Source organism: Bradyrhizobium sp. CCBAU 51627 (assembly GCF_028128765.1).
In the GTDB taxonomy this organism is placed as follows: Bacteria; Pseudomonadota; Alphaproteobacteria; order Rhizobiales; family Xanthobacteraceae; genus Bradyrhizobium.
Map to the genome: position 1 here is coordinate 1 of NZ_LBJG01000012.1, position 21,211 is coordinate 21,211.

The window sequence follows — 21,211 nt, forward strand, 5'->3', positions numbered from 1 at the left end:
GAACCCCGGTAAAATCATGCTGGAACTGATCGAGGTCCAGACCGGCTCCTATCTCGGGGAAGACGACATCATCCGGATTGAAGACGACTATCAAAGGTCGTAACCAGCGAACTCCGAATCACGCGATCCGGGCCAAAAGGCACTCCGTCTTGGCGCTAAGGCCCGGGGAACGTGTAATTTTTTGAATCAAATCGTGTCCGGTCAATCAGGCTGGCATTCGCCACATCTGTGGCGACCGTGCTAGAAGCGCCCGGGGATTTGCGTTGAATCGGGGTTCGATCAGATGAGTTCCAAGGGATCACAACCGGCCAAGGCCGGCTTGCGCGTCGGCGTCATCGGTGCCGGCGTGATGGGCAGCAACCACGCGCGCGTGCTCGCCGGTCTGCCCGGCGTCAGCCTTGTCGGCGTGGTCGATCCGTCGCCGACGCATCGCACGCGTGCCACTGAACTCGCCGGCTGCAACAGCTTCGAGACGCTCGACGAGCTCTTCGCCGAGGGCGTCGATGCCGTCACCGTCGCGGCGCCGACCCATCTGCACCACGAGGTCGCGCTCGCCTGCATCGCCAAGAACATCCACGTGCTGGTCGAGAAGCCGATCGCCTCCACGGTCGACGAGGGCCGCGAGATCGTCGCCGCCGCGCAGAAGGCCGGCGTCACGTTGATGATCGGTCATGTCGAGCGTTTCAATCCGGCCGTTGCCGCCGTCAAGCAGGCGATCGCGGGCGAGGACATCCTCTCGATCGCAATCACGCGCGTCGGCCCGTTTCCGCCGCGCATGTCCAATGTCGGCGTCGTCATCGACCTCGCCGTGCACGACATCGACCTGATCCGCTGGTTCACCGAATCCGACATCGTCGAGGTGCAGCCGCAATTGTCGAGTGCGGTCGCCGAGCGCGAGGACATCGCGCTGCTGCAATTCCGCACCGCCAGCGGCGTGCTTGCGCACATCAACACAAACTGGCTGACGCCGTTCAAGGCGCGCAGCGTCACGGTCGCGACCCGCGGTAAATACGTGATGGGCGATCTGTTGACGCGCCAGGTCACCGAATGCTTCGGCTTCAAGCCTGACGGCAGCTACTCGATGCGGCATCTGCCTGTCGGCCATGACGAGCCGCTGCGCGCCGAGCTGATCGCCTTCCTCAAGGCCGTGCGCAACGGCGAGACGCCGGCTGTGACCGGCGATGAAGGCGTCGCCAGCCTCGAGATCGCCACGCAGTGCCTGGAGACACCGTCGCGGCCCGCCGCCACGTCGTCCGCCCGCAAGGGGCCGCGCCGCGTCGCCGGCTAAAAGCTTTCCATGTCGACTATTCGAGAAGGCGCCAAGAACCAGGCCATGAACCAGCATCTGCGTTCCGAACCCATTCCCTTCATCGACGTCGCCTCGCAGCGCGTCCGGCTCGGCGCCTCGCTCGATGCCGCGGTCAAGCGGGTGATGGACCATTGCCAGTTCGTCAACGGCCCCGAGGTTCTCGAGCTCGAAAAGCAGCTTGCGGCCTATTGCGGCGCCAAGCACGTCATCGGCTGCGCCAGCGGCACCGATGCGCTTCTGATGGTGCTGATGGCGAAGAACGTCGGTCCCGGCGATGCCGTGTTGTGTCCGTCTTTCACCTTCATCGCGACCGCGTCGCCGGCGGCGCGGTTGGGCGCGACACCTGTCTATGTCGACGTGGACGAGACAACCTTCAACATGAGCCCGGACTCGCTCAAGCGCGGCATTGCGGCTGCGCGCAAGGCCGGGCTGAGGCCGGTCGCCGTCATTCCGGTCGACCTGTTCGGGCAGCCTGCCGACCACGATGCCATCGCCGAGATCGCCAGGGCCGAAGGCCTGTTCGTGGTCGATGACGCTGCGCAGAGTTTCGGCGCAAGCTACAAGGGTCGCAAGCTCGGCACTTTCGGCCTCGCCACCACGACCAGCTTCTTCCCCGCAAAGCCGCTCGGCTGTTTCGGCGATGGCGGCGCGATCTTCACCGACGATGACGCTCTTGCAGCGACGCTGCGCAGCATCCGCGTCCACGGGCAGGGCGTCGACAAGTACGACAATATCCGCCTCGGCCTGACCGGTCGGCTCGATACCATGCAGGCCGCGATCCTGATCGAGAAGCTGAAGATCTTTGACGACGAGATCGCCGCCCGCAACAAGGTCGCTGAGCGTTACGCGCGCGGCCTGTCCAACGTGGTCACCGTTCCGCGGCTCGCGGCCGGCAATACCTCGGTCTGGGCGCAGTACACGATCCGCCTGCCTGAAGGTACCGACCGCGACGGCTTCGCGGCCGCGCTCAAGGCCCAGGGCGTGCCGACCGCGGTCTATTACGGCAAGTCGATGCATCAGCAGACGGCCTACAAGCAGTATCCGGTCGCCGACGGCGGCCTGCCTGCTTGCGAGAGCCTGTCGCAGGATGTCATCAGCCTGCCGATGCACGCCTATCTGACCGAAGCCGATCAGGAGCGAATCATCGCCGCCGTGCGGGGCGCGCTCGCGGGCTGATGTTGCTACCTTTCTTCCCTCTCCCGCTTGCTTGCGGGGGAGGGTGGCGCGAAGCGCCGGGTGAGGGTTCTCTCCTCTGGGGGAGTCTTCGTTGTCGAGACACCCTCTCCTCAACCCTCCCCCGCGTCCGCCTTCGCCCGAAGGCGGGCTTCGGCAAGACAAGAGCGGGGGAGGGGCACACCTCCGCCGCGGCTAGTACCTAGACCTGGTCGCGCCATGCTCTAAAACAGGCGCATGCTCGGACGCATTTTCACGGTCGGTGGTTACACGCTGCTCTCGCGGCTGACGGGATTTGCCCGCGACATCATGCTCGCGGCGATTCTCGGCGCCGGCCCGGTGGCCGATGCTTTTTTCGTCGCGCTGCGATTGCCCAATCATTTCCGCGCGATCTTTGCCGAAGGCGCCTTCAACGCCGCCTGGGTGCCGGCCTATGCCCATGTCCATGGCGAGAAAGGGGAGGGGGCCGCGCACCTGTTCGCCGACCGCATCTTCACCCTGCTCCTGGCCTCGCAGGTGGTGCTGCTGATCGTCGCCTGGCTGTTCATGCCGCAGGCCATGAGCTTGCTTGCGCCCGGCTTTTCCGAGGATGCCGAGCAGCGTAAGCTTGCGATCGAGCTGACCCGGATCACCTTTCCCTACCTCCTGCTGATCACGCTGGTGACGCTCTATGGCGGCATGCTCAACGTGATGCAGCGCTTTGCCAGCGCCGCAGCCGCGTCGATCTTCCTCAATGTCGCAATGATGATGACGCTAGCGCTCGCCGCCTGGTTTCCGACCGCCGGTCATGCCGCGGCCTGGGGTGTGCTCATTTCCGGCTTCATGCAATATTTCCTGCTCGCCGGCGATCTGGCGCGCCATGGCGGCCTGCCGCGCTTTGCGCCGCTCAGGCTCGACGAAGACGTTCGCGGCTTCTTCAAGGCGTTGGGCCCGGCGACACTGGGCTCGATGGGAACGCAGGTCGCGCTGTTCGCGGACACCGTCATCGCGACCTTCCTGCCCGCCGGCGCGCTGTCGGCGCTCTATTACGCCGACCGCCTCAATCAATTGCCGATCGGCGTCATCGGCATCGCCATCGGCACGGTGCTGCTGCCCGAGATGTCGAAACGGATCACGGCCAATGACCATGACGGCGCGATGAAGGCGCAGCGCCGCGCCTTCGATTTCACGCTGCTGTTCTCGATTCCCTTTGTGGCGGCCTTCCTCACCGTGCCCGACGAGATCATGCGCGCGCTGTTCGCCCGCGGCGCGTTCTCCAAGGCCGACGCGGTCGCCGCCGGCGGCACCCTTGCGGCCTATGCCATCGGCCTGATCCCCTTCGTGCTGATCCGCAGCGCGGTCGCGACCTTCTATGCCCGCAAGGATACCGCGACGCCGGTCCGTGCCTCATTGACCGGCATTGCCGTGAACGTCGCCCTGAAGGTGGCCTTGATGGGATCGCTCGCCCAGATCGGCCTCGCACTGGCAACCGCCGTCGGCGTCTGGACCAATCTGCTGCTGGTGCTGTTCTTCGCCGTGCGGCGCGGCTTTCTCGTGCTGGATCGTGCCTGGCTGATGTCGCTGGCCAAATTCCTGCTGACCGGAATCATCCTCGCCGCCGCGTTCTGGTTGATCGCGCGCTTCAGCGGCTCTGCGCTGGGCGCGATGCACTTCCACGACGAGGTGACGCTGGTGCTATTGGCCCTCGGTGGCACGATCGTCTATGGGCTCGTGATCATGGCTCTGTTCGGGCGCAGCTGGCTGGTTTCGCTGGTGCGCGGCTAGGGCGTGTACTCGTGAGGCGGCCAGCCGATGCCCAGTCAGCCCTTTGGGGCGCCATGTGAAATTTCGGCCGCCGAGGCTGTAACCTTTCGGCAGAAACATCCGAACCTTGGGTAACGAGCCAGCCGCGTTGCTGGAAGGTTCATGAGTTGCCAGGAGATTATGATGCGCTTCACGAGAATGACTGCTGTGGCCTTGTTGACTGTTGCGGTGGAGTTCGGCTCCGCCGCTTTCGCTGCGACGGAGGTGCCGTTCACCCAGCAGGCCTTCGAAGCAACCCAGCATGAGGGCAAGCCAATCCTGGTCCACATCATCGCTCCGTGGTGCCCATATTGCGCCAAGCAGCAGCCGATCCTGAACAACCTGGAGAATGACCCCGCATTCAAGGATTTGGTCATCTACAATATCGATTTCGATACTCAAAAGGACTTCGTACGTGCAATGGGCGCCCAGAAGCAAAGCACGCTGATCGTATTCCACGGTACCGTCGAGAAGGGGCGCTCAACCGGTGATACCGAAGCCAATTCGATCAAGACGCTGCTCCAAAAGGCGACAGACTAGATCCGGGGAACATCGCCGTGACCTTGCCATTCGTCAGCATGGGAGTCGGGTTCGTCGCGGGCATGCTCTCGACCCTGTCCCCATGTGTCCTGCCGCTGCTGCCCCTCGTGCTCGGGCCCGCGCTTGCTGCGCATCGCCTGGGTGTCGCTGCGTTGCTGGCGGGCCTGGTACTGTCTTTCTCCGGCATCGGGCTGTTCGTCGCGACCGTGGGCTTCGCGATCGGTCTCGATGGTGACGTCTTCCGCGACATTTCCGCCGTCCTGTTGGCCGGATTGGGCGGCGTCCTGCTGAGCGGCGCATTGCAGCAACGCTTCGCATTGGCAACCGGCGGCGTCAGCAATGCCGGAAGCCGCTTTCTCGCCCGCATGACCCCGACCGGCATCAAGGGGCAGTTCGTGGTCGGCGTTCTGCTGGGCGCCGTCTGGAGCCCCTGCGTCGGGCCAACGCTCGGCGCGGCGTCGGTACTAGCATCCCAGGGTCGGAATCTCGCAAGCGTGGCAGCCGTCATGGTTGCATTCGGGTTGGGGACATCCGTTCCCTTGCTGATCGTCGGATCACTTTCCCGAGCGGCATTGATGCGCTGGCGCGGCAAAATGATGAATGCCGGAAGGATGGGGAAGCTTTTGATGGGCGGCAGCGCGGTGGCAGTGGCAGTTCTCATCCTTACCGGCGCGGATCATGCACTGGAAGCTGCGCTCGTTGCTGCGTCGCCCGCTTGGTTGACCGATTTCACCACCCGGTTTTGAAGTGTCCGGCTTGCGTGTAGCAGATCCGCAGGAGTGGTCGGCGCTCATGGTGCTGGGGCAGCGTGGGGACGTACACGCTTATCGCCGGCTGTTGCTCGGCATCACGCCTTATCTGCGGGCGATTGCGAACCGCGCGCATCGTAATGCCAGTGATGCCGAAGATACCGTCCAGGATATCCTGCTGACACTGCATGAGGTTCGGCAGACATACGACCCGTCACGTCCGTTCAAGCCTTGGCTGGCCGGTATCGCGCGACATCGTGTTGCGGATCGCTTGCGCGCCCTGGGACGCGTGTCGGCAGGAGAAGTGATGTTGGAAACCGAGCATGAGGCATTTGCGGCCGAGCAACCTGATGACCTGGCGCTGGATAGCCGGGCTGTGGACGCCGCGTTGCAGACCCTTCCGACCAGCCAGCGTCAAGCCATCACGCTTTTGAAGCTGCAGGAGAGATCATTGAAGGAGGCCGCCGAGCAGAGCGGAATGTCGATTGCATCCTTGAAAGTTTCATCCCATCGGGGCATCAGGGCGCTCAGGCGCCTCCTGGGCGAGGGGAGCGACTGAAACGATGGATACTACCGATCTCATTCAGATCCTCGCGAACGCGGCGCAGCCGGTGCGCGTCCTTCGCCCTCCGCTCTTTCGGGCCGGCGGTTGGCTTCTGATCGCACTTGCCATCGTGATCCTGCTCGCCGTCGAACATGGTCTTCGGTCGGACATTGCAGATCAGCTGCGCAATCCGGCTTTCGTCGTTGGGATCATGGCCTCCTTCCTGACGGGCGCACTCTCCGCGCTGAGTTGCCTGATGGCAGGCCTGCCCGATCGTTCGCGGTTCTGGTTGTTGCTTCCGTTGCCGTCGCTTGCGGTGTGGATGGCAACCCTTGGCTATGGTTGCTTGACGGATTGGGTGAGCTACGAGGCAGGTAGCTTGCGGATTGGCGCGACATTGCAGTGTTTTGCCACGGTGCTTCTCGTCAGCCTGCCGCTATCGGCATCGATTTTCGTGATGTTGCGTCATGCCGCCCGCTTGCGCCCGTCTTTGGTCATGCTGGTGGCGGGACTGGCCGTTGCGGGCATGACGTCGACGGCGATGTCGCTTCTCTACCGCCTTGATGCCACGGTCCTGAACCTGATCTGGAATCTTGGGGCGGCAGTACTGATCGTGATCATTGAGGCCATCGTTGGACGACGCGTCCTCGTGCGGATGGCAGATGCGGATGGAGGTTGAGCGCCGCCTTCGATTTTTCGCTGCTGTTCTCGATCCCTATCGTCGCGGCCTTCCTCACCGTGCCCGACGAGATCATGCGCGCGGTGTTCGCCCGCGGTGCGTTCTCCAAAGCCCAGCCGGGGCCTTCATGCGGGTCGCCGATCGTGATATGCTGGCAATGTTCAGGTGCCGTCCTCGGGCAACACGCGATGAGGAAGTGAATATGGCATTCCGCTTTTCGACGCCCGCATCTCGGATCGACGCGTTTGCCGCTGGCAATGCCGATCTGCTGATCCTGGTCGGCCGCATCCTGCTTGCATGGGTCTTCGTTGGAAGCGCCTACGGAGCCCTCACAAACTTCAGTGGCTCGGTGGGCTATTTCCGCTCGCTGAACGTTCCAGTGCCGCAGCTGTTCACGATCATCACCGTCACTCTGGAAATATTGATGTCGGTTGGTTTGATACTCGGCATCGGTACGCGCTACTGCGCAATTTTGGTTCTTCTATTTGTATTGTCGGCTACGGCAATCGCGCATCGTTACTGGGAATATCCCGTCGGCCCGCAACAGATCGGGCAGTACAATAATTTCCTGAAGAACATGTCAATATTGGGCGGCGCTCTGCTGATCCTGGTCACCGGAGGGGGACGGTTTTCCCTCGATCGGAGACTGGCAAGCTAGCAGCGTATCCGTTTCAGCCGCTCTCTCGAGCAAGATATCGCCGCTCCCTCGCAGAGCCGAAAGAGAGAGCGCCGCGCGACGATGTGCGTTCTTCGGTTCGTTCGACCTTGCATCATCAAAGCGATACGCAGTCCCGCCAGTTTGGCAGAAGCCAACGTCGTACGGCGATTACTGCGTCATTTCGCCCTGAGCCTAAACGTAACCTCGAGCAGATGGCTGAGGAATTTCGAGAGAGGCTTCAGGCGCTGGGTAATGATCCCGAAAAAAAGCATCAGCCACGTCGCCAGTGCGGCACACCACAATAGATTTTCCAGTGTTTCGGGCATGGGAATGCTCTTTCATATAAGTACTTGAAATGCGAGCAGTCTTGCCGAACGAAATCCGTGTGACAAGTCCTCCAAAAAGTGGCAAGAGGCCGAAATGCACGGAATAGCGTCATCTCGCCGCGACATTCGCCTGGACACAGGATGGGTCGGGCGTTCGAGACCCACCTGGCGCTTGCGACTGCCATCGGACCAATCTGCCGCCGGTGCCGTTCTCCGTGGTGCGGCGCGGCGTTCTCGTGCGATTGGCCGTCGGAGGCAATTATCCAAGCGGCCGTGATCATGGTGGTGTTCGGCCGCAGCTGGCTGGTCTCGCTGGTGCGGGGCCAGGCGTGGAACAGTCGCCGTCGATACGTTCGTCGCGACCTTTTCGGAGCCCCGTCCGAATCTACCGGACTCCGCGGAAGCTAGACCGCAAGCCGGTCTTGATATGGGTCAAACTGTCGGCGGGCGAAGCCGCTAGGAGTAAAGTCTTACGAGCCGGCGTCGGAGCGGGACATGGTAAAATCTGCTGTGAAATGTTTGATCATTGCCGGTCTTGCCGCTGGTTGCGCCGCCGCGGCTCAGGCCGAAGATCTCGATGTCGGCAAGTCAGAGTTTCAGTCGTCGTGCGCGAGTTGCCATGGCACGGATGCGAGGGGCAAAGGACCGGTTGGCGACCAGCTTAAGACACCGCCTCCCGATTTGACGATGTTGGCCAGGAACAACAACGGCGTGTTTCCGACGAACACTGTCTACGAAACCATAGATGGATCGAAAACAATTCCCGCTCACGGCACGCGTGAAATGCCGATTTGGGGAGAACGATTCAATCCCATTATCAAATTGCCTCACTATGTGGATCCATCTTATTGGAAGCTCGCCGGGCCGGAGCAAAGCCCAGAACTCGTCGTGCGAAAACGCATCCTCTCTGTTGTCGACTATCTGAGTCGAATTCAGCAAAAGTAGCAACCGACAAGCGTCGAGGCGACTTGTCCGCGCAGCACAATTTGGCAGCGGGGCGAAGGCTCGCCTCAAAGATGTAGCGGGCCGTCGCACATCTCTTGATTTCGCACGGCCGCCGTGGTATTCGCGTCCTCATGATTAGATGCTCGCGCAAAGTCAACTTCAACCGCATGACCCGCTTCGGCTGGGCCGTGGGAGGAGTCGTGCGCTAGCATCTCGACGACGACACCTTTCCACCAGGCCCCGCCGGCATCGGACGGGGCCTTTTGTTTGGCCACGCTCCCTGCCGGCACAACAGCAGGAGCGTGCGATGCCACCACAACTAACGGATATCTCCCACGGAATTGACGGCGAGGCCGCAAGGCGCGGCCTCAATCTCTCCTTCGTGCAGGCAAAGGACGCGATCGACCAGGTGTTGGCCGCGCGCCTCAAGGCGTCCGCCACGGCGCTGGACAAGGATGCTTCCGGAGCAAATGCGGCATCGACGCGAAGCGTCCTCGGTCTGCTCAAGCAAGCCTGGCTTGCGTTTCTGGCGCGGCGTCAGAACCCGCAGCTCACCTTGCAGGACCTGAGCGACAGGGAGCTGTTGGATATCGGCCTGACGCGCGGCGAGATCGACTACCTCTCGCCTCAGCGCGCCATCGATCAACTGAGAGACAGCACGCGGTATCTCTGGAACCGTGGCGGGATGTAAATGATTGATCGCGAGATGGACATGCGCTCCGAGAACAAGCGGCGGCCGGTATGGCCGCTTGTTCTCGGGCGTGCGCTGCGGCGCTGCTTTGGCAATTATCCCTGTATCGGCAGGCTGGCCGGGACCGAGCGCACCGAGGACGTCCGCAGGATCGTCGATCATTACTGGGAAATGACCGAACTGCGGCCGTCTCGTCCGATCCCGCTCTGACGGGCGGGGCACGGGGCAATTTTTCGCGGGCCGTGGCTGCCTAATCCCGTTTGCACTGCCCGTTTTTCCACGGCAATATGCCGCCAAAACAACCATGAGAAACGGGAAGATAGAATGGCGGCTCCCATCAAATTCGGCGTTGGCCAAAGCGTGCTGCGCAAGGAGGATGACGCGCTCATCCGCGGCAAGGGCCGCTATACCGACGATTATGCGCCGCAGGCGGCGCTCCGCTGCCTGATGCTGCGTTCGCCGCATGCGCATGCCAAATACACCATTGACGTGAGCCGTGCCCGCGGCCTGCCCGGCGTCGCGCTGATCCTGACTGCAGACGATGTGAAGGATCTCGGCAATCTGCCCTGCCTGTTCAATCTCGAGACCGATCCGTTCACCGGCCCGCCTTACCCGATCCTCGCCAAGGACGAGGTGCGGCATGTCGGCGATGCCGTCGCCTTCGTGGTCGCCGAGACCATTGACCAGGCCCGCGATGCGATCGAGGCGGTCGACGTCAAATGGAGCCCGCTGCCGGCGGTGACCGGCGTCGTCAACGCCGTGAAGAAGGGCGCGCCGCAGGTCTGGCCGGACAAACCAGGAAATGTGCTGTTCGACGTCTCGATCGGCGACAAGAAAGCGACGGAAGCTGCCTTCGCCAAGGCGCATGCGATCGCCGAAATCTCCATCGTCAATCCGCGCGTGGTCGCGAGCTTCATGGAGACGCGCGCGGCGGTCTGCGAATACGACGCCAAGAACGATCATCTGACGCTGACGGTCGGCAGCCAGGGCAGCCATCGCCTGCGCGACATCCTCTGTCAGAACGTGCTCAACATCCCCACCGACAAGATGCGGGTGATCTGCCCCGACGTCGGCGGCGGCTTCGGCACCAAGCTGTTTCCGTATCGGGAATATGCCTTGATGGCCGTCGCGGCGCGCAAACTGAAGAAGGCGGTCAAATGGGCGGCCGATCGCTCCGAGCATTTCATGGGCGATGCGCAGGGCCGCGACAATGTCACCACCGCGAAGATGGCGCTCGCCGAGGACGGAAAATTCCTCGCGATGGATTGCGACCTGATGGGCGACATGGGCGCGTATCTGTCGACCTTCGGGCCCTACATCCCGCATGGCGGCGCCGGCATGCTGCCGGGCCTCTATGACATCCAGGCCTTCCACTGCCGGGTGCGCACCATCTTCACCCACAGCGTTCCGGTCGATGCCTATCGGGGGGCGGGGCGGCCCGAGGCCGCTTACGTCATCGAGCGCCTGGTCGATGCCTGCGCACGAAAACTCGACATGGCGCCGGATGCGATCCGCCGCAAGAACTTCATTCCGCCGAAGGCGCTGCCCTACAAGACCGCGACCGGCAAGGTCTACGATTCCGGCGACTTCGCCGCGCATCTCAAGCGCGCCATGGAGATCGCGGAGTGGAAGGAATTTCCAAAGCGCGCCAAGGCGGCCAAGAAGCACGGGCTGATCCGCGGCATCGGCCTTGCGAGCTATGTCGAGATCTGCGGCGTGATGGGCGAGGAGACCGCCAATGTGCGGCTCGAAGCGAATGGCGACGTCACCGTCCTGATCGGCACGCAGTCGAGCGGGCAGGGCCACCAGACCGCTTATGCGCAGATCGTCGCCGAGCAGTTCGGCGTTGCGCCCGAGCGCGTGCACGTCCGCCAGGGCGACACCGCGGAGATTGCCACGGGCCTCGGCACCGGCGGCTCGGCCTCGATCCCGACAGGCGGCGTCTGCGTCGAGCGTGCCACGGGCGAGCTGGGTAAGAAGCTCAAGGAGATCGCAGCGCAGGCACTGGAGGCAAGCGCCGGCGACCTCGAGATTTCGGAAGGCGTGATCCGCATCGCCGGCACCGATCGTTCGATCTCGTTTGCCGATCTCGCCAAGCGGCCTGGCGTGGATCCATCGAAGCTTAATGGCAGCGCAACCTTCGCCAGCGCCGACGGCACCTATCCCAACGGCACGCATCTGGCGGAAGTCGAGATCGATCCGGCCACCGGCATCATCAAAATCGTCAACTACGTGATCGTCGACGATTTCGGCAAGACGCTCAATCCGCTGCTGCTGGCGGGGCAGGTGCATGGCGGCGCCATGCAGGGTATCGGCCAGGCTTTGATGGAGCAGGTGGTCTATGGCGCGACGGACGGCCAGCTCATCACCGCCACCTACATGGACTACGCGTTGCCGCGCGCAGCCGATGGTCCGTCCTTCGTATTCGAGACCCATAACATCCCCTGCAAGACCAATCCGATCGGCGTGAAGGGTGCCGGCGAGGCCGGCGCGATCGGCTCCTGTCCGGCCGTCGTCAACGCCATCGTCGATGCGCTCTGGCGCGAATACAAGATCGACCACATCGACATGCCGGCAACGCCGGAGCGGGTGTGGATCGCGATCAACGAGCACCATCGCCGCCACAGCCTGTAAGGCGGGGCCACCCGGCCCACGGGAATTAATTGCCCGCGGCCGGGTTCTATCCTCAATGGTCATCCCCCAAACCGACTTGCGAGCCGGAGTAACAAGCCTATGAAACGTACGCTGATTGTCGCAGGCACCCTGCTTCTGGGTGCGGGCGCCGTGATGGCGCAGCAGGAGGTCGCGGTTGAGCAGGACAATCTGATGCGCTCGCAGGCCAAGAGCCTGTACGATGTGATGCAGAAGATGTCGAAGGGAACTATTCCCTACAATCAGAAAGCCGTCGACAAGGCAGTGGACGACCTGGAGGCCAGTGTCGCCAAGATCTCCAAGACCTTCGAGGTCAATCCCAAGCAGGACGTCGTCAACGCGTGGTACGGGGCGTCGCAAAAAGTCTGGCAGAACAAGGCCGATTTCGATTCCAAGATTCCGCCGGTGCAGAAGGCGATCGCCGACGTCAAGGGCAAGATCCACAATGTCGCCAGCCTGAAGGCCGCCTACACCACGATCAACGACCGCTGCAACGATTGCCACGAGACGTATCGGCTGAAGCTGAAGTAGCAGTTGAATTCGTACCCCGGATGGAGCGCAGCGAAATCCGGGTGAGCTGTTCATGCGGATGCAGCTGTCCCGGATTGCGCTGCGCTCCATCCGGGCTACGCGGCGCATCGTCAAATTCTCCTGCCACGGTCTGACGGATCGCGGTCAGAAGGACTATGTTTGCTCGCGCCGCGGCGTTGATGCCTCACGCTGTCAGGCGTTCCGGCGCGGCGGCGATCCCAGGCAATAGCGAGACAGGCCATGGCAAAACCGTTCCCGTCGAAAACCCATATCGGCAACCATATGCTGCATCCGGAAACGCTGATGCTGACCTATGGCTACGACCCGCAGCTGTCGGAAGGTGCCATCAAGCCGCCGGTGTTCCTGACCTCGACCTTCGTGTTCAAAACGGCCGAGGACGGGCAGGATTTCTTCGATTACGTCGCCGGCCGGCGCGAGCCGCCGGAAGGCATGGGGGCCGGGCTCGTCTATTCGCGCTTCAATCATCCCAACAGCGAGATCGTCGAGGACAGGCTCGCGATCTACGAGCGCACCGAGAGCTGCGCGCTGTTCTCCTCCGGCATGGCGGCCATCTCGACGACCATTCTGGCCTTCGTCCGTCCGGGCGACGTCATCCTGCACTCCCAGCCGCTCTATGGCGGCACGGAAACGCTGCTGACGAACACGCTGTCGCGCTTTTCGATCGGCGCGGTCGCCTTTGCCGACGGCATCGACGAGGCGACGGTCAACCGGGCCGCCGAGGAGGCGATGCGCAAGGGCCGGGTCTCGATGATCCTGGTCGAGACGCCGGCCAACCCGACCAATGGCCTCGTCGACATCGCGCTGATGCGCCGCGTCGCCGAGACCATCGGCAAGGCCCAGGGCCACACGCCGATCATCGCCTGCGACAACACGCTGCTTGGCCCGGTGTTTCAGCGGCCGATCGAGCACGGCGCCGACATCTCGCTGTATTCGCTGACCAAATATGTCGGCGGTCATTCCGACCTGATCGCGGGCGCCGCGCTCGGCACCAGGGCAGTCATGAAGGGGGTCAAGGCGCTGCGCGGCGCCATCGGCACCCAGCTCGATCCGCATTCCTGCTGGATGATCAACCGCTCGCTCGAGACCTTGAGCCTGCGCATGGAGAAGGCCAACAGCAACGCGCGTCTCGTTGCGGATTTCCTGCGCGACCACGCCAAGGTGGCGAAGGTGCACTATCTCGGCCATCACGAGGAAACCTCGCCTGCGGGGCGCGTGTTCGCGCGGCAATGCCTGGGGGCGGGATCGACGTTCTCGTTCGACATCGTCGGCGGCCAGGCGGCGGCGGAGAAATTCCTTAATGCGCTGCAGATCTTCAAGCTCGCGGTCAGCCTTGGCGGCACGGAGTCGCTGGCGAGCCTGCCCGCGACGATGACCCATTCCGGCGTTCCCGCCGACATCCGCCGCAAGATCGGCGTGCTCGATTGCACCATCCGGCTGTCGATCGGCATCGAAAACCCGTCGGATCTGATCGCCGATCTCGAGCAGGCGTTGAGTGCGACGTGAGCGCTCTTCAACCTGAAAACCGAAAAGGCCGGACGCATTCCTGCGCCCGGCCGTCGTCGAAAAGGTCGCCGTGAAACTACTTCGTCACCTGGCCGCGGATCTCGCCGCCCGGGTTGGCCGCGGTGTGAATGTTGACGTAGAGCTTGCCGGAGAGGAGATCGGAGGCCTGCGCATCAGTCAGCGTCGCCGAGCCTTCGACCGGGCTCTTGGCGGCGCCGGGAATCGGGATCGCGACGCCGGCGTTCTTGCCAGCCTCGGCGGGGCCGTGGAAATGGGCCGCGGTCGCGGGGCCGGACAGGCCGGAATAGGTCAGCTTCCAGGAGAGCTTCTTGGTGGCCGCGTCATAGTCGAGATCGGCGGTGCCGGTGCCGCTGCTGGTGGTGGCGGGGACTTCGGACTTGCCGTTCAGCGTCGCCTTCAGTTTCTCCGCACTGGCCGGGCCTGCGAATGCGACGGCAGCTCCGAGTGCCAGCGTGGCAAAAAGCGCTTTGTTCATGGGTCTCTCCCTGTTGACGCCTGATTGCGATCAACTTGCAAACAGTGCGGTTCCGACTTTATTCCCGGATTCCGGTCACACCATCTAAATTATTCGTGGCTGGAGCGGTGGCGGGATGGTCCGTAAGTTCGCCAGAGTTCAACCGGGATATTCAATGCTGCGACGGACAATTCTTGCTGCCCTGATTGCTGCCGTCGCAGCCTTTGCTGTCTACTGGTGGCTGACTGCGCCGACCGCCCTGGCCTTGCCGGCACCGACACGCGGGCCGGATCTTGCCAACGGACAGGAGCTGTTCAACGCCGGAGGCTGTTCGTCCTGCCATGCCGTGCCCAACCAGCCCGATCGTCTGAAGCTTGGCGGCGGCCTGGCGCTCGGCTCGCCGTTCGGCACGTTCTATGCCCCGAACATTTCCCCTGATCCCGCCGATGGCATCGGCCGCTGGAGCGAGGCGGATTTCGTCAACGCGGTGATGCGCGGCATTTCGCCTGGCGGCACGCACTACTTCCCGGCGTTTCCCTACACGTCCTACCACATCGCCAAGGTCGATGACGTTCGCGATCTCTTTGCCTATCTGAAGACACTGCCCCCGGTGTCGGGTCGGGTGCGCGACCACGACCTGCCGTTTCCCTTCAACATCCGCCGCAATGTCGGCATCTGGAAATTGCTGTTCATGGATGCCGGGCCGTTGGTACCGGCGACGACGCATTCGGCGCAGTGGAACCGCGGCGCCTATCTCGTGAACGGTTTCGGCCATTGCGCCGAATGCCACAGTCCGCGCAATGTTCTCGGCGGCGTCATCAGCACGCAGCGTTTCGCCGGCGGCCCCAATCCCGAAGGCGAGGGCTGGGTGCCCAACATCACGCAGAAGGGCATCGGCAGCTGGAGTGAGAATGATATCGCCGACTTTCTCGAGACCGGCGACATGCCCGAGGGCGACAGCGCGTCGGGCTCGATGCGACCGGTGATCAAGAACCTCGCGCAGCTGAAGCCGGAGGATCGCGCCGCGATGGCGGCATATCTGAAGTCGCTTCCGCCGGTCGACGGGCCGACGCCGCCCAAGCGCAAGGAAGCTGGCGGCTAGATCAGACTCTTTCCAATTGGCACGCTGCTAGCCCGTGCCGAACGCCTTGAAGGTGATGATGGTCAGGGTGTCCTGGATGCCCGGCAGCACCTGCACCTTCTCGTTGACGAAGTGGCCGATGTCGGTGTCCTTGTCGACATAGAACTTCACCAGCAAATCATATTGGCCGGCTGTGGAGTAGATCTCGGAGGCGATCTCGGCTTCGGCAAGCGCGTTGGCCACTGTATAGGACTGGCCGAGCTTGCATTTGATCTGGACGAAGAAAGGAACCATTGCAGTCACTCCGAAGGCATCTCTTGCCGGCTAATAGGCCAAAACCGGCCGGATTTAGCAAGCGGCCGGGCCGGCCGCCAGATGCCATTCGGCACGCTACGAAGTCACCGCCGCGGCAAAAGCGTCCCGGAGCCGCTGGGCGAGCTCGGCATTGCGATAGGGCTTGGTCAGGACAACCGAATGGGCGTGCCCGCGACCCTGCTCGACCAGGGTCTCCAGCGCATAGCCCGAAGTGAACAGCACCGGCAGGGCGGGGCGGATGCGCCGGGCCTGATCGGCAAGCTCCCAGCCGCTCATTCCGCCGGGCATGACGATGTCGGTGAACAGCATGTCGATGCCGGGGTCGGCGCGCAGGCGCTGCAAGGCCTCCTGGCCGTTGACGGCGGCGATGACGCGATAGCCGAGCGCTTCCACCCTCTGGATCACCGACGAGCGCACGAACGGATCGTCCTCGGCGATCAGGATGGTCTCATGGCCGCGCGGCGCGGCCTCTTCGCTCTCCAGCACGTCGGTCAGCGGCTGTCCGCCGCCGGCGCGCGGCAGGTAGATCCGGACGGTCGTCCCCAGGCCTTGCTCGCTATAGATCGAGACATGGCCGTCGGATTGCTTGGCGAAGCCATAGACCATGCTCAGCCCGAGGCCAGAACCCTTGCCGACCTCCTTGGTGGTGAAGAACGGCTCGAAGGCGCGCTCGATCACTTCCGGCGTCATGCCTTCACCGTCGTCCGTGATCGATATCAGCGCGTAGGCGCCGGACGCCACCTCCGGGTGCAGGGCGCGATAGTCTTCGTCGATCGCGGCGAGTTCCGTGCTCAGCATCAGATGTCCTCCTGACGGCATCGCGTCCTGCGCGTTCAGCGCCAGGTTCAGCACGGCGGATTCGAGCTGGGAGCGGTCGGCAAAAGCCTTGATCGTGCCGGGCCCGAAGGCGGTGCTGATCTCGATGTTCTCGCGCAGGGTGCGCTTGAACAGCTTGAGCATGGACTCGATGAGCTCGCGGCAATCGATCGTCTGCGGTCGCAAAAGCTGACGGCGGCTGAAGGCGAGCAATCGCTGCGTCAGCTCCGCACCGCGTTCGCCGGACTGGCAAATATCGTCGGCGAACTGGCGCAGATCGGGCCGGGCTTTGAGTTGTTCGCCAAGATGCTCGGCGTTGCCGATGATCACCGTCAGCAGGTTGTTGAAGTCGTGGGCGATGCCGCCGGAGAGCTGGCCGACCGTCTCCATCTTCTGCGCCTGCTGGAGCTGCTGCTCGGTCAGCTTGCGCGTGGTCAGATCGTGGATGATGCCGACGTGGATCAGTTCGCCATCCTGCCACGCCTGGCCCACCGACAGGTCCATCGGAAACGTCGAGCCGTCCTTGCGCAGACCGACGGCTTCGCCGGTTGCGATAGGCCGCGCATCACCTGCGGATGACGGCCTCTCATTGGACATCAGCATGCCGATGTCGCAATTCATGATCTCGTCGGCGCGATAGCCGAACAACCGTTCGCAGGCAGGGTTGAAGAGGAGAATGCGGGCTTGCGCGTCGAACAGGATGACGCCGTCGACCGCAGTCTCGACGACCGCGGTAAGACGCGTCATGCTTTCGCGCATCGCGCGCTGGGCGTCCCCGACCTGTTTGAGCAGCAGCGCCGCGTCCCGGCTCTTGATCTCCTCCTCCTCGAGCGCGGCCTGGACCTTCTGCAGCTCGAACGGGGAGGGGATCGTCAGGATCTTCGGCAGGAGGGGCCAGAGCGCGGCCGCCGTGAAGATCGACGCAATCGCGGTTGCCGCCTTGACCAGGCCTTCGATGCCGTAGATCGGCACCCAGAGCGTGTAGATCGACAGCACATGCGTCAGGCCGCAGGCCATGATGAAGGCCGCGAATGCCCAAAAGACCCAGCCGAATTTGAGGTCACGCCGTTTGGTGACGAGGATCGCGAGCGCAAACGGAATCGAGAAATAGGCGATCGCGATGCTGGCGTCGGAGACGACATGAAGCCAGATCAGCTCAGGTTCCCATAGCAGGCAGAGGCCGTGCGGCGAGACCATTGATGTGTCGAGGAGGCGTTCAAAATAGGCCCACATGATGCAATCCCGAGAGGGTTGCAGGCCGGGGCGGCCCGCAACGTCGCGTCGCCAGCGAATCGACCAACGTTTCCACCATCTTGAGGGCACGCCAAGGCCGGGCAATACCGAGGTCACTTTTCATCGGATGTGCACGCTCGCGGGACGACAGGCTCGTGCAACGTCCCGGCGGGCTGATTCGCCGATGGGCGAGCGGCGCCGGCTGTCCAGCTTGCTGGGCTGCCGGGGGCGGGGTAGGACAGGCCACGGCCGCAAAAAGCCAGGCCTCGAAAACGCGGAAAACTGCCCATGACGACGCCCGTGGCGCTCACCATCGCCGGTTCCGATTCGAGCGGCGGCGCCGGCATCCAGGCCGATCTGAAGACTTTCGCCGCGCTTGGCGTGTACGGCGCGTCCGCCATCACGGCGCTGACGGCGCAGAACACCAAGGGCGTCACCGGGATTCATGCGGTGCCCGCCGATTTCGTCACCGCGCAGATCGATGCGGTGTTCGCCGATCTCGGCGTCGGCACGGTGAAGATCGGCATGGTGGCGCAGGCCGGCAGTATCGATGCGATTGCTGCTGCGCTGTCGCGCTGGAAGCCTCGTCATGTCGTGCTTGATCCCGTGATGGTCGCAACGTCGGGCGATCGCCTGCTGGCCGCTGAAGCCGTCGAAGCGTTGCGCAAGAAGCTGATGCCGCTTGCATCAGTGATCACGCCCAATCTGCCGGAGGCAGCCGCGCTGCTCGACGAGCCGGTCGCGCGAAGCGAGGTCGAGATCGAACATCAGGGGCGCCGGCTGCTCGGGCTCGGCTGCCGCGCGGTCCTGATCAAGGGCGGGCACGGCGAGGGCGGCGAGAGCATCGACTATCTCGTCACCACCGACACGACGGTCGCACTTGCCGCGCCGCGCGTCACGACCCGCAACACGCACGGAACCGGCTGCTCGCTGTCCTCGGCCGTCGCCGCGGGCCTTGCCAAGGGCGAGGATCTCGAGACGGCCGTGCGCAAGGCCAAGAGCTGGATCAGCGCGGCGATCGCTGCCGCCGACCGCTTCAGCGTCGGTCACGGCCACGGGCCGATCCATCATTTCCACAGGTTCTACTGACGCGGTCGTTTCTGTCCGCCGCCAACCGACATTTCCCGGGTTTCCCGGCATTTTGCGGAGAACCGTGGCGAGCCCATGTCGCCTGATTGTCGCATGCGGCTGATATCCGCGGGGAGGGCGAGGCAAGGTCTGATTCGTATCTGAGGGTGCCTCAAAGGTTCAATCGTCATCCCCCTGTCACGGGACATTGTTACAGGCTGTCGCATGGGAAGTTACGATGTGAGTGACGAGAGCCCGGAGCGGCGCTTTCGCACGTTGTTCATCTCCGACGTCCATCTCGGAGCCCGCGGCTCGCAAGCCGACCTTCTGCTGGACTTCCTGCGCTACCACGATGCCGACACCATCTATCTCGTCGGCGACATCGTCGATGGCTGGGCGTTGAAATCCGGCTGGTACTGGCCGCAGTCACACAACGACCTCGTGCAGAAGCTTCTGCGCAAGGCGCGCAAGGGCGCCAAGGTCATCTACATCCCGGGCAATCACGACGAGTTCCTGCGGAAATACTACGGCACGCATTTCGGCGGCATCGATGTCATCGAGAATACCGTTCACATCGGCGCGGACGGCAAGCGCTATCTCGTCATCCACGGCGACATCTTCGATCTGGTGGTGCAGAACGCGCGTTGGCTCGCCCATCTCGGCGACAGGGCCTACGACTTCGCGATCCGGATGAACCGGCTCGTCAATTTCTTCCGCCGCATGTTCGGCGTGCGCTACTGGTCCCTTTCGCAATGGGCCAAGCAGAAGGTCAAGAAGGCCGTCAACTATATTGGCGCATTCGAGGAGGCGCTCGCGGCCGAGGCGCGCCGCCATGACGCCGACGGCGTGATCTGCGGGCACATCCACTACGCCGTGATCCGCGACGAGGCCGGTATCCGCTACATGAACTGCGGCGACTGGGTGGAAAGCTGCACCGCGATCGTCGAGCACGACGACGGCCAGTTCGAGATCATCACCTGGGCTGATCACTTGCAAAAGCCCGCGCCGGTGGCGCAGGTGGCCGCAAAGGCGGCCTGATGCGCATCCTGGTCGCGACCGACGCCTGGCACCCGCAAGTCAACGGTGTGGTTCGGACGCTGACCAAGCTTGCGGATGCGGCTGCCGCGCTCGATGTCGAGTTCCGTTTTCTCACGCCTGACGCGTTCCGCACCTTCGCGATGCCGAGCTATCGCGACGTGCGGCTCGCGATGCCGCGCCCCGCGCGCATCGCAAAGCTGATCGCGGAGGCGCAGCCCGACAGCATCCACATCGCGACGGAAGGGCCGATAGGCCTGATGGTTCGCCGCTATTGCCGGCAACGCAAGCTGCCGTTCACGACCAGCTTCCACACCCGTTTTCCCGAATATGTCCGCGCCCGCGTGCCGGTTCCGGGCTCGCTGATCTGGCGGGCGCTGCGCCGCTTCCACAGCCCAAGCCGGGCGGTGATGGCGGCAACGCCTGCGCTGGCCCGCGAACTCGGCGAGCGCGGCTTCGACAACGTGGTGCTGTGGCCGCGCGGCGTGGATACCCATCTGTTCCACCCCCGCGCCGTCGACCTCTGCCTGCCGGCTCCGGTGTTCCTCTCGGTCGGCCGCGTCGCCGTGGAAAAGAATCTGGAAGCGTTCCTCGACCTCGATCTGCCCGGCACCAAGGTGATCGTCGGCGACGGCCCGGCGCGCAACGCGCTGGAGGAGGCCTATCCCGACGCGATCTTCTTAGGCGAGAAGCATGGCGAGGAGCTGGCCGATATCTATGCCGCGGCCGACGTCTTCGTGTTTCCGAGCAAGACCGACACGTTCGGCCTGGTCCTGCTCGAGGCGCTGGCGAGTGGCCTGCCGGTCGCCGCCTTTCCGGTGAAGGGACCGCGCGATGTCATCGGCGATGCGCCGGTCGGGGCGCTGGATCATGACCTGCGCAACGCCTGCTTTGCCGCGCTGGATGTCTCGCGGCAGGCCTGCGTCGAATTCGCCACCGCCCACACCTGGGAGGCCTCGGCGAGGGCCTTCATCGACAGCATCCGCGCAGTCGGCGCGGTGCTGCCGGGCCGGAACGGGGCGGAACAGCCGCGCTTCGTTGCCTAAGAGGGAAATCCTCGCGCGGAGGTGTCTTGCCCGGGCCTC

24 protein-coding genes are annotated in these 21,211 nt (G+C 63.5%); 20 read left to right on the forward strand and 4 right to left on the reverse strand.

Going from position 1 to position 21,211, the window contains the following annotated elements; all coding sequences use genetic code 11:
- The 10 genes from XH88_RS06760 to XH88_RS06805 form a co-directional block, all read left to right on the forward strand.
- On the forward strand, positions 1-103 hold a 103-nt coding region (locus XH88_RS06760; RefSeq protein WP_271614549.1), incomplete at its 5' end, for a hypothetical protein.
- Positions 104-283: 180 nt separating this feature from the next.
- On the forward strand, positions 284-1,288 hold the full coding sequence (locus XH88_RS06765) for a Gfo/Idh/MocA family protein (RefSeq protein WP_271614635.1): 1,005 nt from the start codon (positions 284-286) through the stop codon (positions 1,286-1,288).
- A gap of 9 nt (positions 1,289-1,297) precedes the next feature.
- Positions 1,298-2,485, forward strand: a complete 1,188-nt coding sequence (locus XH88_RS06770) for a DegT/DnrJ/EryC1/StrS family aminotransferase (RefSeq protein ID WP_271614636.1) — start codon at positions 1,298-1,300, stop codon at positions 2,483-2,485.
- A gap of 234 nt (positions 2,486-2,719) precedes the next feature.
- Positions 2,720-4,246 (forward strand): murein biosynthesis integral membrane protein MurJ, encoded by a 1,527-nt coding sequence (murJ, locus tag XH88_RS06775; RefSeq protein WP_271614637.1) that lies wholly within the window; start codon positions 2,720-2,722, stop codon positions 4,244-4,246.
- 162 nt (positions 4,247-4,408) lie between these two features.
- On the forward strand, positions 4,409-4,804 hold the full coding sequence (locus XH88_RS06780; protein WP_271614638.1) for a thioredoxin family protein: 396 nt from the start codon (positions 4,409-4,411) through the stop codon (positions 4,802-4,804).
- Positions 4,805-4,842: 38 nt separating this feature from the next.
- On the forward strand, positions 4,843-5,550 hold the full coding sequence (locus XH88_RS06785; protein ID WP_271614771.1) for a cytochrome c biogenesis CcdA family protein: 708 nt from the start codon (positions 4,843-4,845) through the stop codon (positions 5,548-5,550).
- Positions 5,551-5,596: 46 nt separating this feature from the next.
- Entirely contained in the window at positions 5,597-6,112 is a 516-nt protein-coding gene (locus tag XH88_RS06790) for a sigma-70 family RNA polymerase sigma factor (RefSeq protein ID WP_271614639.1), read from the forward strand.
- Between the two features lie 4 nt (positions 6,113-6,116).
- The gene (locus XH88_RS06795) at positions 6,117-6,776 is read left to right on the forward strand and encodes an NrsF family protein (protein ID WP_271614640.1); all 660 of its coding nucleotides are present in this window, start codon (positions 6,117-6,119) and stop codon (positions 6,774-6,776) included.
- Positions 6,773-6,976 carry a hypothetical protein gene (locus XH88_RS06800; protein ID WP_271614641.1) on the forward strand — a complete coding sequence of 68 codons (204 nt, stop codon included), beginning with the start codon at positions 6,773-6,775 and terminating at the stop codon, positions 6,974-6,976. The genes XH88_RS06795 and XH88_RS06800 overlap by 4 nt, the downstream gene beginning before the upstream one ends.
- A gap of 2 nt (positions 6,977-6,978) precedes the next feature.
- Positions 6,979-7,434, forward strand: coding sequence for a DoxX family protein (locus XH88_RS06805; RefSeq protein ID WP_271614642.1), 456 nt, complete (start codon positions 6,979-6,981; stop codon positions 7,432-7,434).
- Positions 7,435-7,610: 176 nt separating this feature from the next.
- On the opposite strand, the gene XH88_RS06810 is transcribed toward XH88_RS06805, so the two are convergent.
- Complete coding sequence (locus XH88_RS06810; RefSeq protein ID WP_271614643.1) at positions 7,611-7,760, reverse strand: hypothetical protein; 150 nt, start codon at positions 7,758-7,760, stop codon at positions 7,611-7,613.
- 495 nt (positions 7,761-8,255) lie between these two features.
- Between XH88_RS06810 and XH88_RS06815 the strand changes: the two genes are divergently transcribed.
- The 6 genes from XH88_RS06815 (at position 8,256) to XH88_RS06840 (ending at position 14,103) form a co-directional block, all read left to right on the forward strand.
- Entirely contained in the window at positions 8,256-8,705 is a 450-nt protein-coding gene (locus tag XH88_RS06815) for a c-type cytochrome (RefSeq protein ID WP_271614644.1), read from the forward strand.
- Positions 8,706-9,012: 307 nt separating this feature from the next.
- Complete coding sequence (locus tag XH88_RS06820) at positions 9,013-9,396, forward strand: DUF1127 domain-containing protein (protein ID WP_271614645.1); 384 nt, start codon at positions 9,013-9,015, stop codon at positions 9,394-9,396.
- Positions 9,397-9,606, forward strand: a complete 210-nt coding sequence (locus XH88_RS06825) for a hypothetical protein (protein ID WP_271614646.1) — start codon at positions 9,397-9,399, stop codon at positions 9,604-9,606.
- A 114-nt stretch (positions 9,607-9,720) separates the two neighbouring features.
- Entirely contained in the window at positions 9,721-12,030 is a 2,310-nt protein-coding gene (locus XH88_RS06830; protein WP_271614647.1) for a xanthine dehydrogenase family protein molybdopterin-binding subunit, read from the forward strand.
- A 99-nt stretch (positions 12,031-12,129) separates the two neighbouring features.
- Positions 12,130-12,579 (forward strand): cytochrome c, encoded by a 450-nt coding sequence (locus XH88_RS06835; protein WP_271614648.1) that lies wholly within the window; start codon positions 12,130-12,132, stop codon positions 12,577-12,579.
- A gap of 240 nt (positions 12,580-12,819) precedes the next feature.
- Positions 12,820-14,103 (forward strand): cystathionine gamma-synthase family protein, encoded by a 1,284-nt coding sequence (locus XH88_RS06840; RefSeq protein ID WP_271614649.1) that lies wholly within the window; start codon positions 12,820-12,822, stop codon positions 14,101-14,103.
- 76 nt (positions 14,104-14,179) lie between these two features.
- Here the strand turns inward: XH88_RS06840 and XH88_RS06845 are convergent, their stop codons facing one another.
- Complete coding sequence (locus XH88_RS06845; RefSeq protein WP_271614650.1) at positions 14,180-14,599, reverse strand: CHRD domain-containing protein; 420 nt, start codon at positions 14,597-14,599, stop codon at positions 14,180-14,182.
- A 154-nt stretch (positions 14,600-14,753) separates the two neighbouring features.
- Here XH88_RS06845 and XH88_RS06850 point away from each other — a divergent pair, with 154 nt between their 5' ends.
- Positions 14,754-15,680: a c-type cytochrome gene (locus tag XH88_RS06850; protein WP_271614651.1), complete on the forward strand. Its 927-nt coding sequence runs from the start codon at positions 14,754-14,756 to the stop codon at positions 15,678-15,680.
- Positions 15,681-15,707: 27 nt separating this feature from the next.
- On the opposite strand, the gene XH88_RS06855 is transcribed toward XH88_RS06850, so the two are convergent.
- The gene (locus XH88_RS06855; RefSeq protein ID WP_018642903.1) at positions 15,708-15,953 is read right to left on the reverse strand and encodes an Lrp/AsnC ligand binding domain-containing protein; all 246 of its coding nucleotides are present in this window, start codon (positions 15,951-15,953) and stop codon (positions 15,708-15,710) included.
- Positions 15,954-16,049: 96 nt separating this feature from the next.
- Positions 16,050-18,023 (reverse strand): hybrid sensor histidine kinase/response regulator, encoded by a 1,974-nt coding sequence (locus tag XH88_RS06860; RefSeq protein ID WP_271614652.1) that lies wholly within the window; start codon positions 18,021-18,023, stop codon positions 16,050-16,052.
- A gap of 288 nt (positions 18,024-18,311) precedes the next feature.
- Between XH88_RS06860 and thiD the strand changes: the two genes are divergently transcribed.
- The 3 genes from thiD to XH88_RS06875 all read left to right on the forward strand — a co-directional run bounded on the left by thiD (position 18,312) and on the right by XH88_RS06875 (position 21,172).
- Entirely contained in the window at positions 18,312-19,112 is an 801-nt protein-coding gene (thiD, locus tag XH88_RS06865; RefSeq protein WP_271614653.1) for a bifunctional hydroxymethylpyrimidine kinase/phosphomethylpyrimidine kinase, read from the forward strand.
- A gap of 204 nt (positions 19,113-19,316) precedes the next feature.
- Entirely contained in the window at positions 19,317-20,129 is an 813-nt protein-coding gene (locus XH88_RS06870) for a UDP-2,3-diacylglucosamine diphosphatase (RefSeq protein WP_271614654.1), read from the forward strand.
- A complete protein-coding gene (locus tag XH88_RS06875) occupies positions 20,129-21,172 on the forward strand; it encodes a glycosyltransferase family 4 protein (RefSeq protein ID WP_271614655.1) in 1,044 nt (347 codons plus the stop codon). The genes XH88_RS06870 and XH88_RS06875 overlap by 1 nt, the downstream gene beginning before the upstream one ends.
- Positions 21,173-21,211 lie beyond the last annotated feature (39 nt).

Bases quoted from the DNA above. Each gene is read 5' to 3' on its own strand.
- XH88_RS06765 (WP_271614635.1), top strand. From the start codon at position 284: ATGAGTTCCAAGGGATCACAACCGGCCAAGGCCGGCTTGCGCGTCGGC.
- XH88_RS06770 (WP_271614636.1), top strand. From the start codon at position 1,298: ATGTCGACTATTCGAGAAGGCGCCAAGAACCAGGCCATGAACCAGCAT.
- murJ (WP_271614637.1), top strand. From the start codon at position 2,720: ATGCTCGGACGCATTTTCACGGTCGGTGGTTACACGCTGCTCTCGCGG.
- XH88_RS06780 (WP_271614638.1), top strand. From the start codon at position 4,409: ATGCGCTTCACGAGAATGACTGCTGTGGCCTTGTTGACTGTTGCGGTG.
- XH88_RS06785 (WP_271614771.1), top strand. From the start codon at position 4,843: ATGGGAGTCGGGTTCGTCGCGGGCATGCTCTCGACCCTGTCCCCATGT.
- XH88_RS06790 (WP_271614639.1), top strand. From the start codon at position 5,597: ATGGTGCTGGGGCAGCGTGGGGACGTACACGCTTATCGCCGGCTGTTG.
- XH88_RS06795 (WP_271614640.1), top strand. From the start codon at position 6,117: ATGGATACTACCGATCTCATTCAGATCCTCGCGAACGCGGCGCAGCCG.
- XH88_RS06805 (WP_271614642.1), top strand. From the start codon at position 6,979: ATGGCATTCCGCTTTTCGACGCCCGCATCTCGGATCGACGCGTTTGCC.
- XH88_RS06810 (WP_271614643.1), bottom strand. From the start codon at position 7,760: ATGCCCGAAACACTGGAAAATCTATTGTGGTGTGCCGCACTGGCGACG.
- XH88_RS06815 (WP_271614644.1), top strand. From the start codon at position 8,256: ATGGTAAAATCTGCTGTGAAATGTTTGATCATTGCCGGTCTTGCCGCT.
- XH88_RS06820 (WP_271614645.1), top strand. From the start codon at position 9,013: ATGCCACCACAACTAACGGATATCTCCCACGGAATTGACGGCGAGGCC.
- XH88_RS06825 (WP_271614646.1), top strand. From the start codon at position 9,397: ATGATTGATCGCGAGATGGACATGCGCTCCGAGAACAAGCGGCGGCCG.
- XH88_RS06830 (WP_271614647.1), top strand. From the start codon at position 9,721: ATGGCGGCTCCCATCAAATTCGGCGTTGGCCAAAGCGTGCTGCGCAAG.
- XH88_RS06835 (WP_271614648.1), top strand. From the start codon at position 12,130: ATGAAACGTACGCTGATTGTCGCAGGCACCCTGCTTCTGGGTGCGGGC.
- XH88_RS06840 (WP_271614649.1), top strand. From the start codon at position 12,820: ATGGCAAAACCGTTCCCGTCGAAAACCCATATCGGCAACCATATGCTG.
- XH88_RS06845 (WP_271614650.1), bottom strand. From the start codon at position 14,599: ATGAACAAAGCGCTTTTTGCCACGCTGGCACTCGGAGCTGCCGTCGCA.
- XH88_RS06850 (WP_271614651.1), top strand. From the start codon at position 14,754: ATGCTGCGACGGACAATTCTTGCTGCCCTGATTGCTGCCGTCGCAGCC.
- XH88_RS06855 (WP_018642903.1), bottom strand. From the start codon at position 15,953: ATGGTTCCTTTCTTCGTCCAGATCAAATGCAAGCTCGGCCAGTCCTAT.
- XH88_RS06860 (WP_271614652.1), bottom strand. From the start codon at position 18,023: ATGTGGGCCTATTTTGAACGCCTCCTCGACACATCAATGGTCTCGCCG.
- thiD (WP_271614653.1), top strand. From the start codon at position 18,312: ATGACGACGCCCGTGGCGCTCACCATCGCCGGTTCCGATTCGAGCGGC.
- XH88_RS06870 (WP_271614654.1), top strand. From the start codon at position 19,317: ATGGGAAGTTACGATGTGAGTGACGAGAGCCCGGAGCGGCGCTTTCGC.
- XH88_RS06875 (WP_271614655.1), top strand. From the start codon at position 20,129: ATGCGCATCCTGGTCGCGACCGACGCCTGGCACCCGCAAGTCAACGGT.